21 protein-coding genes are annotated in these 20,945 nt (G+C 70.1%); 10 read left to right on the forward strand and 11 right to left on the reverse strand.

The window, feature by feature from the left end:
• Positions 1-111: 111 nt before the first annotated feature.
• Entirely contained in the window at positions 112-492 is a 381-nt protein-coding gene (locus QM792_RS15900) for a RidA family protein (RefSeq protein WP_415151076.1), read from the reverse strand.
• 225 nt (positions 493-717) lie between these two features.
• Here QM792_RS15900 and QM792_RS15905 point away from each other — a divergent pair, with 225 nt between their 5' ends.
• The 4 genes from QM792_RS15905 (at position 718) to QM792_RS15920 (ending at position 3,972) form a co-directional block, all read left to right on the forward strand.
• A complete protein-coding gene (locus tag QM792_RS15905) occupies positions 718-1,140 on the forward strand; it encodes a type II toxin-antitoxin system VapC family toxin (RefSeq protein WP_415151077.1) in 423 nt (140 codons plus the stop codon).
• Between the two features lie 60 nt (positions 1,141-1,200).
• On the forward strand, positions 1,201-2,439 hold the full coding sequence (dinB, locus tag QM792_RS15910; RefSeq protein WP_415151078.1) for a DNA polymerase IV: 1,239 nt from the start codon (positions 1,201-1,203) through the stop codon (positions 2,437-2,439).
• A gap of 41 nt (positions 2,440-2,480) precedes the next feature.
• Positions 2,481-3,626 (forward strand): L-lactate dehydrogenase, encoded by a 1,146-nt coding sequence (locus tag QM792_RS15915; protein ID WP_415151079.1) that lies wholly within the window; start codon positions 2,481-2,483, stop codon positions 3,624-3,626.
• A 76-nt stretch (positions 3,627-3,702) separates the two neighbouring features.
• A complete protein-coding gene (locus tag QM792_RS15920; RefSeq protein WP_415151080.1) occupies positions 3,703-3,972 on the forward strand; it encodes a hypothetical protein in 270 nt (89 codons plus the stop codon).
• Here QM792_RS15920 and QM792_RS15925 read toward each other — a convergent pair.
• Together QM792_RS15925 and dcd are read right to left on the reverse strand one after the other, a co-directional pair.
• On the reverse strand, positions 3,969-4,847 hold the full coding sequence (locus tag QM792_RS15925; RefSeq protein ID WP_415151081.1) for a neutral zinc metallopeptidase: 879 nt from the start codon (positions 4,845-4,847) through the stop codon (positions 3,969-3,971). The genes QM792_RS15920 and QM792_RS15925 overlap by 4 nt on opposite strands.
• Positions 4,848-4,863: 16 nt before the next feature.
• Positions 4,864-5,433, reverse strand: coding sequence for a dCTP deaminase (dcd, locus tag QM792_RS15930; protein ID WP_415151082.1), 570 nt, complete (start codon positions 5,431-5,433; stop codon positions 4,864-4,866).
• A 110-nt stretch (positions 5,434-5,543) separates the two neighbouring features.
• On the opposite strand from dcd, the gene QM792_RS15935 reads away from it, so the two are divergent.
• Positions 5,544-6,071 (forward strand): DUF962 domain-containing protein, encoded by a 528-nt coding sequence (locus QM792_RS15935; protein WP_415151083.1) that lies wholly within the window; start codon positions 5,544-5,546, stop codon positions 6,069-6,071.
• Positions 6,072-6,090: 19 nt separating this feature from the next.
• Here QM792_RS15935 and apbC read toward each other — a convergent pair whose 3' ends face one another.
• Together apbC and QM792_RS15945 are read right to left on the reverse strand one after the other, a co-directional pair.
• Positions 6,091-7,182: an iron-sulfur cluster carrier protein ApbC gene (apbC, locus tag QM792_RS15940; RefSeq protein ID WP_415151084.1), complete on the reverse strand. Its 1,092-nt coding sequence runs from the start codon at positions 7,180-7,182 to the stop codon at positions 6,091-6,093.
• Between the two features lie 65 nt (positions 7,183-7,247).
• Complete coding sequence (locus QM792_RS15945) at positions 7,248-9,356, reverse strand: Ig-like domain-containing protein (protein WP_415151085.1); 2,109 nt, start codon at positions 9,354-9,356, stop codon at positions 7,248-7,250.
• 143 nt (positions 9,357-9,499) lie between these two features.
• Between QM792_RS15945 and metG the strand changes: the two genes are divergently transcribed.
• The gene (gene metG, locus QM792_RS15950; RefSeq protein WP_415151086.1) at positions 9,500-11,566 is read left to right on the forward strand and encodes a methionine--tRNA ligase; all 2,067 of its coding nucleotides are present in this window, start codon (positions 9,500-9,502) and stop codon (positions 11,564-11,566) included.
• A 133-nt stretch (positions 11,567-11,699) separates the two neighbouring features.
• Positions 11,700-13,376: a SulP family inorganic anion transporter gene (locus QM792_RS15955; protein ID WP_415151087.1), complete on the forward strand. Its 1,677-nt coding sequence runs from the start codon at positions 11,700-11,702 to the stop codon at positions 13,374-13,376.
• A gap of 1 nt (position 13,377) precedes the next feature.
• Here the strand turns inward: QM792_RS15955 and QM792_RS15960 are convergent, their stop codons facing one another.
• Positions 13,378-14,850: a CHAD domain-containing protein gene (locus tag QM792_RS15960; protein WP_415151088.1), complete on the reverse strand. Its 1,473-nt coding sequence runs from the start codon at positions 14,848-14,850 to the stop codon at positions 13,378-13,380.
• A 77-nt stretch (positions 14,851-14,927) separates the two neighbouring features.
• On the opposite strand from QM792_RS15960, the gene QM792_RS15965 reads away from it, so the two are divergent.
• The 3 genes from QM792_RS15965 to QM792_RS15975 are packed head-to-tail and all read left to right on the forward strand — an operon-like array spanning position 14,928 to position 16,722.
• The gene (locus QM792_RS15965; protein ID WP_415151089.1) at positions 14,928-15,599 is read left to right on the forward strand and encodes a hypothetical protein; all 672 of its coding nucleotides are present in this window, start codon (positions 14,928-14,930) and stop codon (positions 15,597-15,599) included.
• 35 nt (positions 15,600-15,634) lie between these two features.
• Complete coding sequence (locus QM792_RS15970) at positions 15,635-15,838, forward strand: DUF3460 family protein (protein ID WP_415151090.1); 204 nt, start codon at positions 15,635-15,637, stop codon at positions 15,836-15,838.
• Positions 15,839-15,891: 53 nt separating this feature from the next.
• Positions 15,892-16,722: a segregation and condensation protein A gene (locus QM792_RS15975; protein WP_415151645.1), complete on the forward strand. Its 831-nt coding sequence runs from the start codon at positions 15,892-15,894 to the stop codon at positions 16,720-16,722.
• Positions 16,723-16,830: 108 nt separating this feature from the next.
• On the opposite strand, the gene QM792_RS15980 is transcribed toward QM792_RS15975, so the two are convergent.
• The 5 genes from QM792_RS15980 to QM792_RS16000 are packed head-to-tail and all read right to left on the reverse strand — an operon-like array spanning position 16,831 to position 20,869.
• Positions 16,831-17,190, reverse strand: coding sequence for a DUF805 domain-containing protein (locus tag QM792_RS15980; RefSeq protein ID WP_415151091.1), 360 nt, complete (start codon positions 17,188-17,190; stop codon positions 16,831-16,833).
• 47 nt (positions 17,191-17,237) lie between these two features.
• Positions 17,238-19,082 (reverse strand): ATP-binding protein, encoded by a 1,845-nt coding sequence (locus tag QM792_RS15985; RefSeq protein ID WP_415151092.1) that lies wholly within the window; start codon positions 19,080-19,082, stop codon positions 17,238-17,240.
• Complete coding sequence (locus QM792_RS15990; RefSeq protein ID WP_415151093.1) at positions 19,058-19,792, reverse strand: response regulator; 735 nt, start codon at positions 19,790-19,792, stop codon at positions 19,058-19,060. The genes QM792_RS15985 and QM792_RS15990 overlap by 25 nt, the downstream gene beginning before the upstream one ends.
• 13 nt (positions 19,793-19,805) lie before the next feature.
• The gene (locus QM792_RS15995) at positions 19,806-20,258 is read right to left on the reverse strand and encodes a MaoC family dehydratase (RefSeq protein WP_415151094.1); all 453 of its coding nucleotides are present in this window, start codon (positions 20,256-20,258) and stop codon (positions 19,806-19,808) included.
• Complete coding sequence (locus QM792_RS16000) at positions 20,255-20,869, reverse strand: ParA family protein (RefSeq protein ID WP_415151095.1); 615 nt, start codon at positions 20,867-20,869, stop codon at positions 20,255-20,257. The genes QM792_RS15995 and QM792_RS16000 overlap by 4 nt, the downstream gene beginning before the upstream one ends.
• Positions 20,870-20,945: the final 76 nt, after the last annotated feature.

Consider the following 20,945-nt stretch of genomic DNA (forward strand, 5'->3'; position numbering starts at 1 on the left):
TGAGTCGAGGGGCGGGTGCCGGTGAGCCGGCTTGGCCGCGAGGCGGATGATAGGCAGCGAGCGACTCGCGGCCAAGCTGGCTTGCCGGTGGCCGTCCCCTCCAGTGAAGGGTTAGGCCTCAGCGATTGCCGCAATAGACACCTTGAGCCCCGGAATGCGCGCCGGCAGCTTGGCACCCTGGCGTGCTGGCGGGTTGGATGGGAACCACTTCAGCCACTCCTCGTTCATCCCAGGGAAGTCGTCTTCGTCTGCCAGCACGACCGTAGCGCTGACGAGTTTGTCCAGCGAGCTGCCGGCTTCTTCGAGGATGGCTTGGATGTTCGCCAGGCACTGCCTGGTTTGTTCCTGGATGGTCGTGCCCTCGATAGCACCAGTGGCTGGATCAGTTGGAGAAGTGCCCGAAACGAAGACGAGTCCAGCGGCCTTGACGGCTTGGCTGTAGGTTGGCGGTGGTTTCGCCGCCCTAGGCGTAAACACAATCTGACGAGCCACTGCGTGCCTCCATGAATATGCTTGAGAGTGGATGCGACTGTTCCTCTGAGGTCCAACCTATTTTCTGCGACAGCCGTCGACGGCCCGCTGCGCGCGGAGGCGGGTGACCCGGCCGCGCGAAGCGCGATAGACAACGGGCGACTTCTCTCCGACGAAGCCCGCAGCGAGCTGCCGCTTCGCGTGCGCGGATCGAGCCGGCGGCGCAGCGTACCGGGGCTGTAGACGATGTACCTGCTGGATACGAACGTGGTTTCCGAGCTGCGAAAGAGCAAGCCGCACGGTGCCGTGTTGGCATGGGTGGGCGCAGCGGACGATGCAACCTTGTTCCTCTCGGCGGTGACGATTGGCGAGATTCAGGCCGGCATCGAGAAGACGCGGGAGGACGACCCCGACAAGGCGGCCGAGATCGAACAGTGGCTGGAGCAGGTTGCAGCCTCGTGCCGGGTGCTGCCGATGGATGCGGCCGCGTTCCGCGAGTGGGGGAGGCTGACTCATCGGAAGTCCAGCACCGTGCTTGAAGACGCGATGATTGCCGCGACTGCGCGTATGCACAACCTCGTGGTTGTCACGCGCAACGTTGCGGAATTCAAGATGCCGGGAGTCAAGACGCTCGATCCGTTCAAGAGCAGCAGCCCCAGGGATGGTTGAACTGGCGCCAGCGCCTCCCCCACCCTTGCCCCCTGCCCACCCTCCCGCTATGCTGTGTTTATGCACAGCCCCGGCGAGCCCCCGCCCACGCGGCGCCTGATCGCCCACCTCGACATGGATGCGTTCTACGCATCGGTCGAGTTGCTGCGTTACCCCGATCTGCGCGGGCTGCCGGTGGTGATCGGCGGCGGGCGGCGGCATCAGCCCGAAACCCTGCCCGACGGCTCGCGGCGCTACTTCCGCCTGCGTGACTACACCGGTCGCGGCGTGCTGACCACCAGCACCTACGAGGCGCGCGCGCTCGGCGTGTTCTCGGCGATGGGCACGATGAAGGCGGCGCAGCTCGCGCCCGACGCCGTCCTGCTGCCGGTCGATTTCGACGAGTACCGGCGCTACTCGCGCCTGTTCAAGGCCGCCGTGCGCGAGATCGCGCCGCGCATCGAAGACCGTGGCATCGACGAGATCTACATCGACCTCACCGACGTGCCCGGCGCGCTGGCCGACGGCGGCCGCGCGGCTGGCCGGCGGCTCAAGGCGGCGGTGCGCGAAGCCACCGGCCTGACGTGCTCGATCGGCATCACGCCCAACAAGCTGCTGTCCAAGCTCGCCTCGGAACTCGACAAGCCCGACGGGCTGACGCTGCTGGGCTTCGCGGACATTCCGGCGCGCATCTGGCCGCTGGCGGCGCGCAAGGTCAACGGCATCGGGCCGAAGGCGAGCGAGAGGCTGGCCGCGCTGGGCCTGCACACGGTGGGCGACATCGCCGCCGCCGAGCCGGCCTTCCTGGTGCGGCAGTTCGGCGCCAACTACGGGCGCTGGCTGCACGACGCCGCGCACGGCCGCGACGAGCGCGAGGTGGTGACGCACAGCGAGCCGGTGTCGATCAGCCGCGAAACCACCTTCGAGCGCGACCTGCACGCGGTGCGCGACCGCGCCACGCTGTCGGGCATCTTCACCGAGCTGTGCGTCGAGCTCGCCGGCGACCTGGCGCGCAAGGGCTACGCCAGCAAGACCATCGGCATCAAGCTGCGCTTCGACGATTTCAAGTCGGTGACGCGCGACCTGACGCTGCCGGCGCACACGATGGACGCGCGCACCATCCGCCGCGCGGCCGGCGAGTGCCTCAAGCGCGTCGACCTGAGCCGGCGGCTGCGCCTGCTGGGCGTGCGCGCCGGGGCGCTGGCGCGGCTGGCCGACCTGGTGGCGCCCGCCGCCGCGCCGGAGCCCGCGCCCGAGGCACCGGCCGCGCCCGGCGAGCTGCCGCTGTTCGCGCAGGCCGGGCCGCCGCCGGGGCGCTAGCATCGCCGCCGGAACAGAAGAAGCAAAGAAGGAGACGAGCCGTGACCGTGATCACCACCATCGAAGACCTGCGCGTGCTGGCCAGGAAGCGCGTGCCGCGCATGTTCTACGACTACGCCGATTCGGGCTCGTGGACGGAGAGCACCTACCGCGCCAACGAAGCCGATTTCCAGCGCATCAAGCTGCGCCAGCGCGTGGCGGTGAACATGGAAAACCGCTCGACGGCGACGAAGATGGTGGGCGTGGACGCGGCGATGCCGGTGGCGATCGCCCCGACCGGCCTGACCGGCATGCAGCACGCCGACGGCGAGATCCTCGCGGCGAAGGCGGCCGAGCGCTTCGGCATCCCGTTCACGCTGTCGACCATGAGCATCTGCTCGATCGAGGACATCGCCGCGCACACCAAGGCGCCGTTCTGGTTCCAGCTCTACGTGATGCGCGACCGCGGCTTCATCGAGCGCCTGATCGACCGCGCCAAGGCGGCGAACTGCGGCGCGCTGGTGCTGACGCTGGACCTGCAGATCCTCGGCCAGCGCCACAAGGACCTGAAGAACGGCCTGTCGGCGCCGCCCAAGCCGACGCTGGCGAACATGCTCAACCTGCTGACCAAGCCGCGCTGGTGTCTGGGCATGCTGGGCACGAAGCGGCGCCAGTTCGGCAACATCGTCGGCCACGTCGAGGGCGTCACCGACATGGCCAACCTCGGCGCCTGGACCGCGCAGCAGTTCGACCCGCGCCTGAACTGGGGCGACGTCGAATGGATCAAGAAGCGCTGGGGCGGCAAGCTGATCCTCAAGGGCATCCAGGACGTGGAAGACGCCCGGCTCGCCGCCGACTCGGGCGCCGACGCGCTGGTCGTCAGCAACCACGGCGGGCGCCAGCTCGACGGGGCGGAGTCGAGCATCCGCGCGCTGCCGGCGATCGTCGAGGCGGTGGGCTCGAAGATCGAGGTGCACATGGACGGCGGCATCCGCTCGGGACAGGACGTGCTGAAGGCCTGGGCGCTGGGCGCGCGCGGCACCTACATCGGCCGCGCCTTCCTCTACGGCCTGGGCGCGATGGGCGAGGCCGGCGTCGCCAAGGCGCTGGAGATCATCCACCGCGAACTCGACCTGACGATGGCCTTCTGCGGCCACACGCGCATCGAGACCGTGGACCGCTCGATCCTGCTGCCCGGCACGTTCTGAGCGTCACCTGGGGGGTTTCGCTGCGCTGACGCGAAACTTACACTCGACGCATCCGCCGACTCCAAGGGGATGCGCCATGAGCCTCGATCAATTCCAGCAACTGCGCCACTGGCACCTGTGCCACCGCCGCGACCACCCGATGGAAGGGCACATCTGGACGGCCGTGGTCACGCTGTGGATGGTCGGCTGGGTGGGCGCACCGGCCGCCTGGCTGGTGCACGAAGACGGGGCGGCGGCAGCCGTCGCGCTGTTCGTCTTCGTTCCCGGCCTCTACGTCGCCTGCCGCATCCGGCTGCACCGGCGCGGGCGCTTGCGCTGCGACTGGATCAACGCGCTGAAAACCTAGAGCTGCCGGGCCTCGAAGGTATTGCAGTCCTGCACCCGGCCGCTGGCCATGCCGGCCTTGAACCAGCGCACGCGCTGCGCGCTGCTGCCGTGCGTGAAGCTCTCCGGCCGCACCGTGCCGGTGGACTGGCGCTGCAAGGCGTCGTCGCCGATGCGGCTGGCGGCGTTCAGCGCTTCTTCCAGGTCGCCCTGTTCGAGGATCTGGCGCGCCTTCTGCGCATGGTGCGCCCACACGCCGGCGAAGCAGTCGGCCTGCAGTTCGAGCCGCACGCTCACCGCGTTGCCCTGCGCCTCGCTCATGCGGCGGCGCGCGCTCTCGACCTTCTCGGTGATGCCCATCAGGTTCTGCACGTGGTGGCCCACCTCGTGGGCGATCACGTAGGCCTGGGCGAAGTCGCCCGGCGCGCCGAGCTGGCTGCGCATGGTCTCGTAGAACGACAGGTCGATGTAGACCTTCTCGTCGCCCGGGCAGTAGAACGGCCCCATCGCCGCCTGGCCGGTGCCGCAGGCGGTGGCCTCGGCGCCGCGGAACAGGCGCAGCTTGGGCTCGCGGTAGCTGCCGCCCATCTGCTGGAACTGGGCGCGCCACACGTCTTCGGTGTCGGCCAGCACCACCGAGACGAAACGCGCCATCTGGTCGTCGGCCGGCGGCTTGCCGGCCGGCGCCTGTTGCACCGCCGCCGGGCCGATGCCGCCCCCGCCGCTGAGCGCGCCCAGCAGCGTCAGCGGGTTGATGCCCAGGATCCAGCCGCCCACCAGCGCGATCACGATGGTGCCCAGCCCGATGCCGCGCCCGCCGCCCAGGCGCATGCCGCGGCCCGAACTGTTGCGTGCGTCCTCGACGTTCTCGCTCTCGCGGTTGCCTTGCCACTTCATGCTCGTCTCCCGTTCGTCAGGTCTTGGGCAGCGTCACGCCGCGCTGGCCCTGGTACTTGCCGCCGCGGTCTTTGTAGCTGGTTTCGCAGACCTCGTCGCTCTCGAAGAACAATACCTGCGCGCAGCCCTCGCCGGCGTAGATCTTGGCCGGCAGCGGCGTGGTGTTGCTGAACTCCAGCGTCACGTAGCCTTCCCACTCGGGCTCGAAGGGCGTGACGTTGACGATGATGCCGCAGCGCGCGTAGGTGCTCTTGCCCAGGCAGATGGTCAGCACGTTGCGCGGGATGCGGAAGTACTCCACCGTGCGCGCCAGCGCGAAGCTGTTGGGCGGGATGATGCAGTGGTCGCCGTGGAAGTCGACGAAGCTCTTCTCGTCGAAGTTCTTCGGGTCGACGACGGTGCTGTGGATGTTGGTGAAGACCTTGAATTCGGGCGCGCAGCGGATGTCGTAGCCGTAGCTGCTGGTGCCGTAGCTGACGATCTTGTGGCCGTCGGCCGCGTGGCGCACCTGGCCGGGCTCGAAGGGCTCGATCATGCCGTGCTGCTCGGCCATGCGGCGTATCCACTTGTCGCTCTTGATGCTCATCGCGCGAATTCCGGGTGGGAAGCGTGCATTTTAGGAGCCCGCGCACGCCCGGCCGCGCCAAGCTGTGCCACAGTTGGGGCTGACAGCCCCCCGACCTGCGGAGACACACCATGCGCGGCGCCACCGACCTCCTCGTCCAGTACGCGACGACGCACCGCGACCGGCGCAACATCGCCAGCCACTTCGTCTGCGTCCCGATGATGGTGTTCGCGCTGGGCGTGCTGCTGGCCAAGCCGGCCTTCGTGCTGGTGGGCTGGACGCTGAGCCCGGCCTGGATCGCCTTCGCCGCCGCCGCGGTCTGGTACCTGACACGCGGCAACCTCGCGCTGGGCCTGGCGGTCAACGCCGCGATCGGCGTGCTGGTCGCGCTGGCGCAGCGCGTGGGCGACAGCGGCACCGGCGCCTGGCTGGCCTGGGGCGTTGGCTTCCTGGTGGCGGGCGGGCTGGTGCAGTTCATCGGCCACTGGTACGAGGGCCGCAAGCCGGCCCTGGGCGGCGACCCGCTCGGCTTTCTGGTCGGGCCGATGTTCGTCGTCGCCGAGGCGCTGTTCTCGTTCGGCTGGGGCAAGGCGCTGCTGGCCGAGATCGAGCGCCGCGCCGGCCCGACCGTGCTGCGCGACCTGGCGCGCATCGCCTGAAGCGCGCGCGCCGCGCGGCTCAGGTGCCTTTGGACACCGTGATGGTCGGGAACCTGGCGCTGAAGTCCTTGGCGCGCTGCGCGATCTTCACCGCCACCTGCCGCGCCACGCTCTTGTAGAGGCCGGCGATCTCGCCCTCGGGGTCGCTGACCACGCTGGGCCGGCCCGAATCCGCCTGCTCGCGGATCGACAGCGCCAGCGGCAGCGCGCCCAGGTAGTCGATGCCGAACTCGGCCGCCATGCGCTTGCCGCCCTCGGCGCCGAAGATGTGCTCGACGTGGCCGCAGTTGCTGCACACGTGCACCGCCATGTTCTCGACGACGCCGAGGATGGGCACACCGACCTTCTCGAACATGCGGATGCCCTTCTTCGCGTCGAGCAGCGCGATGTCCTGCGGCGTGGTGACGATCACCGCGCCGGTCAGCGGCACGCGCTGGCTGAGCGTGAGCTGGATGTCGCCGGTGCCCGGCGGCATGTCGACGATCAGGTAGTCGAGGTCTTTCCAGTTGGTCTGGCGCAGCAGTTGCTCGAGCGCCTGCGTGGCCATCGGACCGCGCCAGATCATCGGGTTGTCGGGCTCGATCAGCAGCCCGATCGAGATCACCTGCACGCCGTGGCCGACCAGCGGGTCCATCGTCTTGCCGTCGCTGCTCTCGGGCCGACCGGACAGGCCCATCATCATCGGCTGGCTGGGGCCGTAGATGTCGGCGTCGAGGATGCCCACCGTGGCGCCCTCGGCGGCCAGCGCCAGCGCGAGGTTGGCCGCGGTGGTGCTCTTGCCCACGCCGCCCTTGCCGGAAGCCACCGCGACGATGTTCTTGACGCCCGGCAGCAGTTGCACGCCGCGCTGCACCGCGTGCGCGATCACCTTGCTCGTGATGCCGACGCTGACGTTGTCCACCCCCGCCACGCGCCGCGCCGCCGCCACCAGCGCCTGGCGCAGCGCCGCAACCTGGCTCCTGGCCGGGTAGCCCAGTTCGACGTCGAAGGCCACGTCGCCGCCGGAGATCTTCAGGTTCCTGATCTGTTTGGCCGAAACGAAATCGCGCCCGGTGTTCGGGTCGACGACGGCCGCGAGGGCTTCGAGCAGGGCGGATTCGGTGGCGGGCATGTGGAAGCGTCGGGAGCACCGCGCGGGAACGGCAGGCGCAGCAAGTCTAGCCGAGGGGGTTACCCTCAGCGGCTCGATGGACCACGATCGACGTAGACCGCAAGGCGGCGGAAGTCGAAGCTGCCGGACTCCCAATAGCGCTCCAGCACGATGAGTTTCGACGCCGATCTTCTGAGCAGGGTCCACTCCCTGATGCGAGCCTGCCCCAGCAAGGTGCCCATGCTGTATGCCAGCCTGCCCTCGGCATCGACGGTCCAGGTATTGGGAATGAGAACCTCCCCGGCACCATCCAGCAGTGCACCGGTTCCATCCGAATAGGCGTCGTGATAGAGCCGGTTCGTCAGCGTGCCGAACGGACTCTGCCAGCGGCGATGGCTGGACGCCGCCGTGGCGAAGACAAGACCGGGCTCGACTTTGACCGTGAGCATCTCGACCGCACGCGTCATCACGCCCGCATCGAAATCGACCGCCAGCCAGTGTTCCTCACCCGTCACCGCGTCTCGCGACAAGCGGGCGTAGCGCCTATCCGTGGACCCGTCGGTCAATCTCAACCATCCGTCGTTGACCGTCCAGTTCACTGCGCGTGCCGATCGAATCAGCGTCGCCGATGATCCTTCCGCAATGCCCAGAATGTCCGCAGCGGGCGCATTGCCGAGATTGAATGGGGGGTCGAGGTTGAACGCACCCGAGATCACCCCGCCCCACTGCGAGCCTGCGGTGAATTCCGACGTCTGCAACGCAGTCACCTTCGCGAGGTCGACGCTTCGACACAATCGGCCGGCTGTGGCAAAGGGCTCCACTTGCCCGGCAGCAGACCCGTCGAGCATCGTGCGGGTGCCGAATTCATGGACAAGCACGTCCCCGACGCTCGATGAACCCACGACCTGCTCGAGCCTGTAGCCGGTGATGTCGACGCGAGTCGAATCGAGCGTGCCACTGATCGGGTTGAAGACCAGCTCCGGATACGAGTACGGCTGCTGCATCGTCAATGTCATCGCGCCGGCGGACACCGTCCAGGTCGCCTCGCCTGCACCCATGCGGCGAACCACCGTCGCCGAGCCGTCGGGACGATAGACGACGTACAGCACGTCGATGCCACTTTGCCCGTTGCCAGTGAAGTAGGCGAGTGACTGTGGCCCGCTCACCGCCAGCGGCGGCGCGCCGGACGGCGAGTTGCCGGCAAGCACGTCGGCTTGCACCGACGTGAAGCGCATCGCATTCGCGCCGCCGGTCTGAGCGTCGAGAAAGTCTTCCAGCAGTTGCGACGAGGAGGGGTTCATCACCAGCGCAAGCGTGTCCGCGGCACCGGCCGGCAAGGCCACGCCATGGTCGGCCACGAGTTCGATGGCGGTGGCCAGATCGACGATGCGCTGCGGCGACAAGATCGAGGACAGCGTATCGAGGAGCGCCTGCGTCGCCGGCGCCTCGCCACCGTTGGCCTCCATCACCATGGCGAACGAAGCAGTGGACAGGTGCGACAGGTTCAGCGCGGGGGCCCGCGTCGATTCGATCTTGCCCCCGGAGTCGGCCTGCCGGGCCAGGGTTGCCATGTCGCCCAGCGCGGCGGCAAGCCTGACTGCCGCTTGGGCATCACGGCCGGTCGCCGCGAGCGTCACCACATCGTTCGGATCGGCGCTGCTGATGTTCAGGCTGTACGCTCCCTGCGCATCGCTCGTCGTGGCGAAGCTGTTCGCACCGACGTGGGCGGTGACGGTTGCGCCGGCCAGCGACGCGCCGCTGGCCGATCCCTGCAATTGCAGTTGCGCCGACACAGTCAGCGACACGGTGGCGGACGCCGTCGCCCCGCCTTCGGCCGCCCTCGCGACGTAGCCCACGGCGTCGGTGCCGAAGTAGCCCGTGGAGGGTGTGTAGACGAGCTTGCCGCCGACGATCGCGGCATGACCGTGAGCGGGTGCCGAAACCGACTCCAGAGTCAGCACACCCCGGCTCACGCTGTCGTTGGCCAGGATATCGATCGTGGCCTGCCCGTTCCAGTTGAGTGCCGCAGCGTCGTCGGCCAGATTCAGGGTGGCGGCGACAGGGGGCGTTCCACCATCGCCCCCACCTCCACCGCCGCCGCCACAAGCGCCGAGCAGCATCGGCAGGCACAGCCCGAGCATTCGCGCGCCGCGCGTCAGGGCGGCGCTGTGCGGCGTGGAGAACACGGATTCCATCGTCCCCTCCTCAATCGATCCGAATCGACGGACTTCTGTCGTTGGAGCCTAGCAGAGTCCGCACCCAGTGCGGGCTCGCCGCTGAATCGGCGTCCGTACAATGCCGAACTCCCTCACGACGAGCGCCCGTCGCCTCGCTTCGCATGACCCGCAAGCTCTTCGTCACCACCGCCCTGCCCTACGCCAACGCGCCGTTCCACATCGGGCACATGATGGAGTACATCCAGGCCGACATCTGGGTGCGCTTCCAGCGCATGATGGGCAACGAAGTGCACTTCGTCTGCGCCGACGACGCGCACGGCGCGCCGATCATGATCGCGGCCGAGAAGGCGGGGCTGTCGCCGCAGGCCTTCGTCGCGCAGATCGCCGCCGGGCGCCGCCAGTACCTCGACGGATTCCACATCGGCTTCGACAACTGGCACAGCACCGACGGGCCCGAGAACCACGCGCTGGCGCAGGACATCTACCTCGCGCTGCGCCGCCAGGGCCTGATCGCGGTGCGCGCGATCGAGCAGTTCTACGACCCGGTCAAGGGCATGTTCCTGCCCGACCGCTACATCAAGGGCGAGTGCCCGCGCTGCGCCGCGAAAGACCAGTACGGCGATTCGTGCGAGGTGTGCGGCGCGGTCTACACACCCACCGAGCTGAAGAACCCGTACTCGACGCTGACCGGCGCGACGCCGGTGATGAAGTCCAGCGAGCACCACTTCTTCCAGCTCTCCTCGCAGCGCTGCCTCGACTTCCTGCAGGAGTGGACGCAGGCGCCCGGCCGGCTGCAAGGCGAGGTGCTGAACAAGATCCGCGAGTGGTTCGCCACCGACGACGAGGGCCATGTCGGCCTGGCCGACTGGGACATCAGCCGCGACGCGCCCTACTTCGGCATCCGCATCCCCGACACCGACGACAAGTACTTCTACGTCTGGCTCGACGCGCCGGTGGGCTACCTCGCCTCGCTGAAGAACTACTGCGACCGGACGGGCCGCGACTGCGACGCGCTGCTCGCCGATCCGGCGCTGGAGCAGGTGCACTTCATCGGCAAGGACATCACCTACTTCCACACGCTGTTCTGGCCGGCGATGCTGCACTTCAGCGGCCGCAAGACGCCCGACAAGGTGTTCGTGCACGGCTTCATCACCGTCAACGGCGGCGAGAAGATGAGCAAGAGCCGCGGCACCGGGATCTCGCCGCTGAAGTACCTCGAACTCGGCATGAACGCCGAGTGGCTGCGCTACTACATCGCCGCCAAGCTGAACGCCAAGGTCGAGGACATCGACTTCAACCCCGACGACTTCGTCGCGCGCGTCAATTCCGACCTCGTCGGCAAGTACATCAACATCGCCAGCCGCGCCGCCGGCTTCCTCAGCAAGCGCTTCGGCGGCCGGCTGTCGGCCGACATCGGCGTCGAGGGCCGCACGCTGCTCGACGGCCTGCGCGCGCACCGCGCCGAGATCGAGCGCCTGTACGAGGAGCGCGAGTTCGGCAAGGCGCTGCGCGAAATCATGCTGCTGGCCGACCGCGTGAACGAGTACGTCGACCAGCACAAGCCCTGGGAACTGGCCAAGCAGCCGGGCCAGGACGCGGTGCTGCACGACGTCTGCACGGTGTGCATCGAGGCCTTCCGCGTGCTGACGATCTACCTCAAGCCGGTGCTGCCGGCGCTGGCCGCGCAGGTGGAGGGTTTCCTGAAGGTCGCCCCGATGAGCTTCGCCGACGCCTCGCGCGCACTCGGCGCGCACACGATCGGCGAATACAAGCACCTGATGCAGCGCGTAGCCCCGGAGCTGCTCGACAAGCTGTTCGAGCCGCCGAAGATCGAGCTGCCGCCGCCCGGCGGCGAGGCGATCGCCGCCGAGATCAAGGTCGACGACTTCGCCAAGGTCGACCTGCGCATCGCGAAGATCGTCGCCTGCGAGGCGGTCGAGGGCAGCGACAAGCTGCTGCGCCTGACGCTCGACGCCGGCGAAGGAACCGACCCGCAGGGGCGTCCACGCCTGCGCAACGTCTTCAGCGGCATCAAATCGGCCTACCAGCCGGAAGACCTGGTCGGCAAGTTCACGGTGATGGTGGCCAACCTCGCGCCGCGCAAGATGAAGTTCGGCCTCAGCGAAGGCATGGTGCTGGCCGCCGGCCACGCCGACGAGAAGGCCCACCCCGGGCTGTACCTGCTCGAACCCTGGCCGGGCGCCACGCCGGGCCTGCGCGTGCGCTGAGCGGCGGCGCCATGCACGGCGGCTCGTTGCTCCAGGGGCCGACGCGGCGGCGTCGCTTCATGGCACGCGCCCACCACTGCGGACCTCCGGGTGCGAAGCGATCGCTTCGCCCGCATTCCACCCCGGAGGTTCCATGGCCCTGCCCCAACTGCATCCGTTCCGCCCGCGCCTGCTCGACGCCGTGCGCGGCTACGACGCCGCGCGGCTGCGCGCCGACATCGCCGCCGGCCTGACGGTCGGCGTCGTCGCGCTGCCGCTGGCGATGGCATTCGCCATCGCCTCGGGCGTCAAGCCCGAGCAGGGCATCGTCACCGCCATCGTCGCCGGCTTCCTGATCTCCGCGCTGGGCGGCTCGCAGGTGCAGATCGGCGGGCCGGCCGGCGCCTTCATCGTCATCGTCTACGGCATCGTCGAGCGCTACGGGCTGACCAACCTGCTGATCGCCACCGCCCTGTCGGGCGTGCTGCTGTTCGCGATGGGCCTGTTCAAGCTCGGCGCGCTGGTGCGCTACATCCCGGTGACCATCATCATCGGCTTCACCAACGGCATCGCGGTGCTGATCGGGCTGTCGCAGGTGAAGGACCTGTTCGGCCTGACGATCGCCAAGCTGCCGGCCGACTTCTTCACGCAGATCGGCGTGCTGGCCAGGCACGCGAGCACGCTCAACCCCTATGCGCTGGCGATCGGGCTGGCCTGCCTGGCGCTGGTGGTGGCGTGGCCGAAGTCGTACACCATGCCGCAGGACCACGTCGGCTGGCGGCACCGCCTGTACCGCGCCGCGGCGCACGTGCCAGGCACCATCGTCGCGCTGGTGCTGGCGACGCTGGCCACCGCGCTGTTCGATCTTCCGGTGGAGACCATCGGCAGCAGGTTCGGCGGCATTCCGCAGAGCCTGCCCGACCTGCAACTGCCCGCGTTCAGTTGGGAGAGCGCCAAGCAGTTGCTGATCCCGACGCTGACGCTGGCGATGCTCGGCGCGATCGAGTCGCTGCTGTGCGCGCGCGTGGCCGACAACCTGATCGACGCGCCGCGCCACGACCCCAATCAGGAGCTGATGGCGCAGGGCGTGGCCAACATGGTCACGCCGGCCTTCGGCGGCATTCCGGCCACCGGCACGATCGCGCGCACCGTCACCAACGTGCGCTCGGGCGCCACCAGCCCGGTGGCGGGCATCGTGCACGCGCTGACGCTGCTGGTGGTGGTGCTGGCCGCCGCGCCGCTGGCGGCCAGCGTGCCGCTGGCGGCGCTGGCCGGCATCCTGCTGTTCGTCGCCTGGAACATGGGCGAGTGGCGCGAGTTCGCGCGGCTGCGCCAGTTCAGCGTGCAGTACCGCACCGTGCTGGTCGGCACCTTCCTGCTGACGGTGATCTTCGACCTCACCGTGGCGGTGGAGGTCGGGCTGGTGCTGGCCTGCGTGTTCTTCATCTACCGCATGAGCACGCTGTTCCGCGTCGAGCCGCGCACGGCGGCCGAGCTGCCCGAGGGCGTGCCCGACGGCGTGCAGATCCGCGAGATGTACGGCGCCCTCTTCTTCGGCGCGGTCGGCAAGCTGGAGGCGCTGCCGGCGCAACTGCCCGCCGGCACGCGCGCGCTGGTGCTCGATTTGCACCGCCTGATCGGCATGGACACCTCCGGCCTCGAAGCGCTGGAACAGATGGAGCGCGCGCTGAAGAAACGCGGCATCACGCTGCTGCTGGCCGCCGTCAACGAGCAGCCGCGCTCGCTGATGCAACGCGCGGGTTTCGCCGAACACGTCGGCGAGGCGGCCTTCGCGGCGACGCTGGACGAGGCCTTGCGGCGCCTGCGCTGACTCACCAGGATGTCTTCGCGGCGATGAAACCCTCGAGCGCCGGCGCGCAGGCCTCGGCCAGCGCGGCGCGGCGCGCGGCCAGCCAGCCGAGCGCGAAGCCGGTGGCCGCATCCGGCGCGGGCGCCTCGCGCAGCGCCTGCAAGGCCACGCCGGCGTCGTTCAGCTCGCCCAGGCGCGTCTGCAGCTCGGCCAGCGCCCCGAGCAGGCGCGCCGTCTTCTTCGCGCCCAGCAGGCCGCGCGCGAACTCCAGGCCGTAGCGCAGGCGCTTGGCGCGCTTGCGCAGGCGGTGCCGCGCCTCGTCGTCCAGCGCGGCGAAGCGCTTGGCGTCGCGGCGCACGCGGCGGTGCCAGGCGGCGAGGCGTTCGGTCAGCGCCTCGGCGGCCGGCGCGTCGTCGCCGCTCGGCGGCGCGGCCAGCCCGGCGCGCAGCGCGTCGAGCAGCCAGGCCTGCGCGGCCGTGCTGCGCAGCACCCGCACCGGATCCTCGCCCGGCGGCGCGCTCCAGTCGGGCGGCGCCAGCGCGAGGCCGGCCTCGTGCATCGCCGTGGCCAGCCTCGCGCGCAGCGGCTGCACGATCGCCGCCTGGTCGCGCGCCGCGCCGAGCGCGCGGAACAGCGCCGCCGCGCCGGCGTCGAGCGCATCGCGCGGCCCCTCCGGCGGCGCGAACAGGTCGAGCGCGCTGCGCAGCCGGCGCAGGCCGACGCGCAACTGGTGCACGTGCTCGTCGCCGAAGTCGCCGCCGGCCAGCGTGCTGGCGTTGACGACGATCTGCTGCACGCATTCGCCGAGCACCGCGCGGCGCGCCGTGGCGAGGCCGGCCGCCGCCGGCAGCGACACCGCGGACGCCTTGCGCGCCGCCGCGCGCGGCGTGCCCGCCGCCAGCAGCGTGCCGCGCTCGGCCTTGCTGCGCACGTCCAGCCACAGGCCGTGGCGCGCCACCCAGGTGCGTGCGGCATCCAGCAGCGCGGCCGGGTCGCCGCGCAGCAGTTCGATTTCCAGTTCGCACACCGGCAGCGAGGCCGCGCCGGCGACGATGCGGCCCTGGTCGAAGGCCAGCTCCAGCAGTGCGCCCGGCCGCCGCAGCGCGCGCAGCGTGCGGCGGATGTCGGTGTGGTAGCGGCACACCAGCTCGTCGCCGGGCCCGAGCAGCGCTGCCAGCCGCTGCCCGGCCGGCGTGCCGTCGTGCAGCGCGAGTTCGGGCGCGGGCGGCAGCGCCGTGCGCTCGCGGCGCGGCACGTTGTGCTCCAGGCGCGTCATCGCGTCGTCGCCGGCCGCTTTCAGCGTCTGCACCCAGCGCGCGCCCTCGCGGCGCAGGCGCAGCGCCACGCCGGCCGCGGCGAGGCGGCCGTCGGGCGTGTCGAAGTAGGCGGCTTGCAGACGCACGCTGCGCGCCGCGCCGCCACGCCCCGCCACGGCGGCCTGCACCGCCGCGCGCGCCGCCTCGGGCACCTGGAACTTCAGTTCGATCTCGGTCATCGCGGCGGATCTTGGCAGAGGGCCCCGCCGTTCTTGATGAAAATCCGGTGCGGCGCGCTGCGATATCCTCCACGCCCGTGGGATTCCTCGACGACCTCAAGCGCCAGGCCGAAGCCGCCAAGGCGGAACGGAACACCGACAACGCCGCCGCCGAGCGCAACGCGCTGCTCACCGAGGCGGCCTGCAAGACGGTGTTCGGCTACTTCGACACGCTGATCCGCCAGCTCGACGTGCTCGAGCCGGTGTCGAAGACACGCTACGCGCTGGATCGCCGCACGGTGTTCGAGCAACTGCCGATGGTCGAGCTGAAGGTCGACGCGCGCCGCCGCAAGCTGCGCGGCACCGACGCCTATGACTACATCGCGCTGCACGGCCGGCTGCGCGACGGCCGCAAGATCGCCTTCGCGAAGGACTTCGTCGCCGAGATCGAGAAGATCGACGCCAAGCTGCGCCAGGCCGGCGCGCCGGTGCACGCGCAGGCGCTGCGCAACCCCGACAACAACAAGCTGCAGGAGATGCGCTACGAGGTGCTGGTCGACTTCAGCTTCGGCGTGACGGTGACGCCCGATCACGACCATGCGCGGCTGCACTTCAAGGTGATGAACTTCGACGGCTTCGAAACCATCACGCTCGACCTGCCCGCGCTGGAAGTGGGCTCGGCGCGGCTCGACGAGCTGGCCAAGTGGATGCTCGGCGAGCCGCACCGCTTCTTCGACGGCGCGCGCAACCTGCGCCGGGTGGAAGCGTAAGCCTGGCGCCGGCCCGGCCGGATAAAATCGCCGCCATGCCGCTCTTCTGGAAACCCTACAAGTCCGACGTGACGTCCTTCATCGAACAGTTGAAGGCCCAGCGCCCCACCCTCGAACAGGAACAGCGCGCCGGCCGCGCGCTGCTGTGGGACAAGGCCATCGACCGCGAGGCGCAGGCCGAGTACAGCGCCGCGCGCGTGCCGCAGCAGCCCTACGTCTACCAGACCAAGGGCCACTGAGCCTTCGCGCGGCGATGAGCCACGAGGCCGCGGCGGCGCCCGAGCCGCCCGACATGCCCCCGCCGACGCCCGACGCGCAGGCGCTGCCGCCCGTGGAGGTCGACAGCGTCGCGGTGGCGCGCCTGTACGGCGAGCCGCTGTTCGCGCTGCCGCAGGATCTGTACATCCCGCCCGACGCGCTGGAGGTCTTCCTCGAAGCCTTCGAGGGTCCGCTGGACCTGCTGCTGTACCTGATCCGCAAGCAGAACTTCAACATCCTCGACATCCCGATGGCCGACGTGACGCGCCAGTACCTGGCCTACGTCGACCAGATCCGCAGCACCAACCTGGAGCTGGCCAGCGAGTACCTGCTGATGGCGGCGATGCTGATCGAGATCAAATCGCGCATGCTGCTGCCGCCGAAGAAGAGCGCCGACGGCCAGGAGCCCGAGGATCCGCGCGCCGAGCTGGTGCGCCGGCTGATCGAATACGAGCAGATGAAGCTCGCCGCCGCGCGGCTCGACGCGCTGCCGCTGCTGGGGCGCGACTTCCTGCGCGCGCAGGTGACGATCGAGCAGTCGCTCGCGCCGCGCTTCCCCGACGTAGCCCCCGACGACCTGCGCGCCGCCTGGGCCGACATCCTGCGCCGCGCCAGGCTGAACCAGCACCACACCATCACGCGCGAGCAGTTGAGCGTGCGCGAGCACATGAGCATCGTGCTGCGCCGCCTGCAAGGCCGGCGCTTCGCGCTGTTCGAAGACCTGTTCGACACCACGCGCGGCCCGCAGGTGCTGGTGGTGACCTTCATCGCGATGCTCGAACTGGCGCGCGAGCACCTGCTCGAGATCACCCAGGCCGAGGCCTTCGCGCCGATCTACGTGCGGCTGGCGTACGAACCGGCTTGATACGTCCCCCCCGGAGCGCTCGCGCGCTCTCCCCAGGGGGCGCCGCCAGCGGCCCGGCAGAGCCGGTTCCGCGGCGGCCGCTGGATACCGACGTGCGACTGCGGGAGCTCAGCCTGGCTCGGCCTCGCCCAGCGGATCTTCGCCGTACTGGTTGCTGCCCGGCGTGCCGGCCAGCACCGTGAAGACCAGCAGCACGATGCCGCCGATGGCCGGCACCAGGCCGATCAGGATCCACCAGCCGCTGCGGTCGGTGTCGTGCAGGCGGCGCACCGTCACCGCCAGGCTGGGCAGCAGCAGCCCGATGGCCAGCAGCCCGCTGAGGATGCTCTTGTCGCCGAGCATGCCGTCGAGAAAGCCGACGACGACGGCGATCAGCACGTAGATCAGGATGAACATCCAGTACTCCTTGCGCCGCGCGCGCCCGGAGAAATCCGCGTACTTCTTCAGCACCGCCACGAACCAGTTCATTCGAAACCTCCCTCGCCTTCGCTTGTTGCCGTGTCGCTCAGTGTCGTTCACCGCGGCGCACGCGCGCCGAGCTTGAACGCGATCATCGCACGCAGCTTGTTGGGCACCACCGGCTTGAGCAGCAGGTGGAAGTCCTTCTCCTGCGCCTCCTTGTCGAGCGTGCTCATCGTGCTGCCGGTCACGACGATGGCCGGCAGCGCGGCGCCGAAGCGCCGGCGCAGCGCGGTGATCGCCTCGACGCCGTTGCGCCCGCTCTCCAGCCGGTAGTCGACGATGCACAGGTCGGGCCGCGCGCCGGCCGGATCGGCGGCCGCCGCCCAGGCCTCGCACTCGGCCACGCCGTCGAACGACGCGAGCTGCGCGCCCCAGCCCTGCAGCAGCACCTCCAGCCCGCTGCGCACGGCGGGTTCGTCTTCCACCACCACGATCAGGCGGCCCGCCAGCGTCAGGCCCGGCACGCCGCGCGCCGACGCGGGCGCCGGCTGCGGCGGCGCGCGCTCGCCGACCGGCAGTTCGAGCGTGAACACCGTGCCGTGGCCGGGGCGCGAGCGCAGCGTGATGTTCGCGCCCATCAGGTCGGCCAGGCGCTTGACGATCGCCAGCCCCAGGCCCAAGCCCTTGCGCTGGTGCGGCGCCACCGCCGGCGTGTTGGGCACCTGGTAGAACTCCTCGAAGACCTTGGCCTGTTCCTGCTCGCGGATGCCCAGTCCCGAATCCCACACCTGCACGATCACCTTGCCGGCGCGCGCGCGCGCCGCCACCAGCACGCCGCCGTCGTTGGTGTAGCGGATCGCGTTGCTGACGAGGTTGCGCACGATGCGCTCGACCAGCAGCGGGTCGGCATGGATCACGTGGCGGCCGCCGCGCAGCGACAGCGCCAGGCCCTTCTCGAAGGCGGTGGGCTCGAAGTGCAGGCGCAGCTTGCGCAGGATGTCGTCGAACTCGAAGTGCTGCGGACGCACGTCGACGCCGCCGGCGTCGATGCGGGTGATGTCGAGCAGCTCGGAGAACAGGCCTTCGAGCGCGTCGACCGAGGCGTTGATGCTGTTGACGAGCTGGGCCACCTCGGGCTCGCGGGTGCGCTGGCGCAGCGCCTCGGCGAACAGGCCCATCGCGTGCAGCGGCTGGCGCAGGTCGTGGCTGGCGGCGGTGAAGAACTGCGTCTTGGCGCGGTTGGCGATCTCGGCCTCCTGGCGCGCGGCGTCGGCGGCGGCCTTCTCGACGCGCAGTTGCGCGGCCAGGCCGTCGGCGCGCAGCTTGTGCTCCAGCAGGCGCTGCAGCGTGTGGCGGTAGTTGCGCGCCAGCACGGTGGTCAGCGAGACGATGATCGCCAGCATGCCGGCGAGCTGGTAGCTGTAGGCATCGCCGACCATCGCGATGCGCACGATCAGCGGCGTGAAGCAGATCGTCACGTAGGCGACGAACATGCGCGGGTGGTTGCCGAGCACCGGCACCACCGCGATGCAGAAGGTGTAGATCACCAGGATCAGGCCGATGTGCTGGATGCCGATGGCGCGCGAGTGGAACAGCCAGCCGGCCAGCCCCCAGGCCGCGGCCGAGCACAGCGTCAGCACGTTCCAGCGCCGCTGCCAGCGCGCCCACGCCATCGGCGCGCCGCTCTTGAAGGCGCGCCGGAAGGCGCGCGCCAGCACGATGCGCGCGATCCACAGCCCGACGAACAGCGCCGCCCAGCCGAGGAAGCGCGGCGTGCGCGCCTGCGCCCAGAACAGCATCAGCATCAGGCCGAAGCCGCCGGCCAGCCCGGCCAGCGTGGCGGCGGTGAAGGCGTACAGCGCCAGCACCTCGTCGGGCAGCAGCGCCTCGCGCGGCGGCGCCGGCGGCCGCGCCGGGGGAGTGTCCGCGGCGCTCAGCGCGTCGTCGGATTGCGCCATGCGTTCAGGCCGCCCTGGTGCGTCATCTGGCTGACCGCCAGCACGGCCTGCGTGCGCGAGCTGACGTTCAGCGCGCGCAGCACGGCGGCGACGTGGTCCTTCACGGTCTCGACGGAGAGGTTGAGGTCGCGCGCGATCAGCTTGTTCGGCTTGCCCTGCAGCAGCAGCGCCAGCACGTCGGTCTGGCGCGGCGTCAGCCCGAGCGAGGCCAGCGGCGGCGCCTTCTGCACCTCGCCGGCCTCGGCGTGCTCGCGCACCGCGGCCAGGGCCTGCGGCACGCTGCCCGCGGCGGCCGGCGCGGCGGCGTCGTCGAAGCTGCGCAGCGTCATCGGCGGCACGTAGATGCCGCCGGACATCACCACGTGCAGCGCCTCGAACAGGATGTCGTTGCTGGCGCGCTTGGGCACGAAGCCCATCGCGCCGAGGTCGATGGCGTGGATCACGTCGCTGCTGCGGTCGGAGGCCGACACCACCACCACCGGCAGCGCCGGGTACTGGGCGCGGAACTCGCGCAGCACGTCGAAGCCGTGCGCGTCGCCGAGCGCGAGGTCGAGCAGCACGAGGTCGAAGTCGGCGTCGGCGGCGAGCGTGGCGCGCGCCTCGGCGGCGCTGGCCGCGCCGACCACGCTCACGCCTTCGCCCAGGCCCTGGATCACCGTCTTGAGCGCCGACAGGATCAGCGGGTGGTCGTCGATCAGCAGGACTTTCATCTCGCATGCCCTCCTAGACGTAGCGGCGCGACAGCGACTCGGCCACGCACACCGGCTTGGCCGAACCCTCGCGCTCCATCGTGACCTCGAAGGTGATCTGCGCGCCGCCGTCGATGGGCTCGAAGCCGACCAGCTTGAAGTGGCCGCGCAGCCGGCTGCCCACGGGCACCGGCGCCGGGAAGCGCACCTTGTTCAGCCCGTAGTTGATGCCCATGCGCAGGCCGCCGATCTCCAGCGCCGACTCGCCCATCTGCGGCAGCAGCGACAGCGTCAGGAAGCCGTGCGCGATGGTGCCGCCGAACGGGCCCGCGGCGGCGCGCACCGGGTCGACGTGGATCCATTGCAGGTCGCCGGTGGCGCGCGCGAACTCGTCGATGCGCTGCTGCGTGACCTCGACCCAGTCGCTCGTGCCGACCACCTGCCCCAGCTCGCGGCCGAGTTCCTCCAGCGATGCGAAGCGCCTCATGCGTCCACCCATTCGACGATGCTCTGCCACTGCTCCTGGTCGCGCTCGAAGCGCGCCGCGCCCACGTCCCACAGCGTCAGGCCGTGGGCGGCCAGGTGCACGTAGTTCTGCGTGTCGCGCAACTGGCCGATCAGCGGCACCTTCAGCTTCTCGACGAAGGCGCGCAGGTGCTCGGCCGACAGCGTGCCCTCGCGCACGCGCATGCAGACGATGCCGAGTTCGACCTTGTCGCTGCGCCGGTGCGCCAGCAGTTCGGCGACGAAGGCGTGCGTGGCGTGGATGTCGAAGATGCTCGGCTGGATCGGGATGATCACCTTGTCGGCGATCTTCATCACCTCGTCCAGGCGCTTGCCGTGCAGGCCGGCCGGCGTGTCGAGCACCACGTGCGTGGTGCCCTTGGGCGGGCGCACGATGTCGCCGTGCGTGTCCCAGGTGCCTATGGGCCGCAACTGCGGCGAGCGCAGCGACAGCCAGGTCAGCGCCGAGCGCTGGCGGTCGACGTCGCCGAGCATCACCGCGTGGCCGCGCGAGGCGAGGTAGCCCGCGAGATTGGTCGACAACGTACTCTTGCCAACGCCGCCCTTGGGGTTGGCCACCACGATCACCGGCATGCGGGCCTCCGTCCTCGTCTGTCTGTGTTGGTCGGGCTTTGCGCGGCAATGGTAGCGGCTTGCCCCGGGGCGCCGG

It is taken from the genome of Piscinibacter sp., from assembly GCF_047600445.1.
In the GTDB taxonomy this organism is placed as follows: domain Bacteria; phylum Pseudomonadota; class Gammaproteobacteria; order Burkholderiales; family Burkholderiaceae_C; genus Piscinibacter.

Bases quoted from the DNA above. Each gene is read 5' to 3' on its own strand.
- QM792_RS15905 (WP_415151077.1), top strand. From the start codon at position 718: ATGTACCTGCTGGATACGAACGTGGTTTCCGAGCTGCGAAAGAGCAAG.
- dinB (WP_415151078.1), top strand. From the start codon at position 1,201: ATGCACAGCCCCGGCGAGCCCCCGCCCACGCGGCGCCTGATCGCCCAC.
- QM792_RS15920 (WP_415151080.1), top strand. From the start codon at position 3,703: ATGAGCCTCGATCAATTCCAGCAACTGCGCCACTGGCACCTGTGCCAC.
- QM792_RS15925 (WP_415151081.1), bottom strand. From the start codon at position 4,847: ATGAAGTGGCAAGGCAACCGCGAGAGCGAGAACGTCGAGGACGCACGC.
- dcd (WP_415151082.1), bottom strand. From the start codon at position 5,433: ATGAGCATCAAGAGCGACAAGTGGATACGCCGCATGGCCGAGCAGCAC.
- QM792_RS15935 (WP_415151083.1), top strand. From the start codon at position 5,544: ATGCGCGGCGCCACCGACCTCCTCGTCCAGTACGCGACGACGCACCGC.
- apbC (WP_415151084.1), bottom strand. From the start codon at position 7,182: ATGCCCGCCACCGAATCCGCCCTGCTCGAAGCCCTCGCGGCCGTCGTC.
- QM792_RS15945 (WP_415151085.1), bottom strand. From the start codon at position 9,356: ATGGAATCCGTGTTCTCCACGCCGCACAGCGCCGCCCTGACGCGCGGC.
- metG (WP_415151086.1), top strand. From the start codon at position 9,500: ATGACCCGCAAGCTCTTCGTCACCACCGCCCTGCCCTACGCCAACGCG.
- QM792_RS15955 (WP_415151087.1), top strand. From the start codon at position 11,700: ATGGCCCTGCCCCAACTGCATCCGTTCCGCCCGCGCCTGCTCGACGCC.
- QM792_RS15960 (WP_415151088.1), bottom strand. From the start codon at position 14,850: ATGACCGAGATCGAACTGAAGTTCCAGGTGCCCGAGGCGGCGCGCGCG.
- QM792_RS15970 (WP_415151090.1), top strand. From the start codon at position 15,635: ATGCCGCTCTTCTGGAAACCCTACAAGTCCGACGTGACGTCCTTCATC.
- QM792_RS15975 (WP_415151645.1), top strand. From the start codon at position 15,892: ATGCCCCCGCCGACGCCCGACGCGCAGGCGCTGCCGCCCGTGGAGGTC.
- QM792_RS15980 (WP_415151091.1), bottom strand. From the start codon at position 17,190: ATGAACTGGTTCGTGGCGGTGCTGAAGAAGTACGCGGATTTCTCCGGG.
- QM792_RS15985 (WP_415151092.1), bottom strand. From the start codon at position 19,082: ATGGCGCAATCCGACGACGCGCTGAGCGCCGCGGACACTCCCCCGGCG.
- QM792_RS15990 (WP_415151093.1), bottom strand. From the start codon at position 19,792: ATGAAAGTCCTGCTGATCGACGACCACCCGCTGATCCTGTCGGCGCTC.
- QM792_RS15995 (WP_415151094.1), bottom strand. From the start codon at position 20,258: ATGAGGCGCTTCGCATCGCTGGAGGAACTCGGCCGCGAGCTGGGGCAG.
- QM792_RS16000 (WP_415151095.1), bottom strand. From the start codon at position 20,869: ATGCCGGTGATCGTGGTGGCCAACCCCAAGGGCGGCGTTGGCAAGAGT.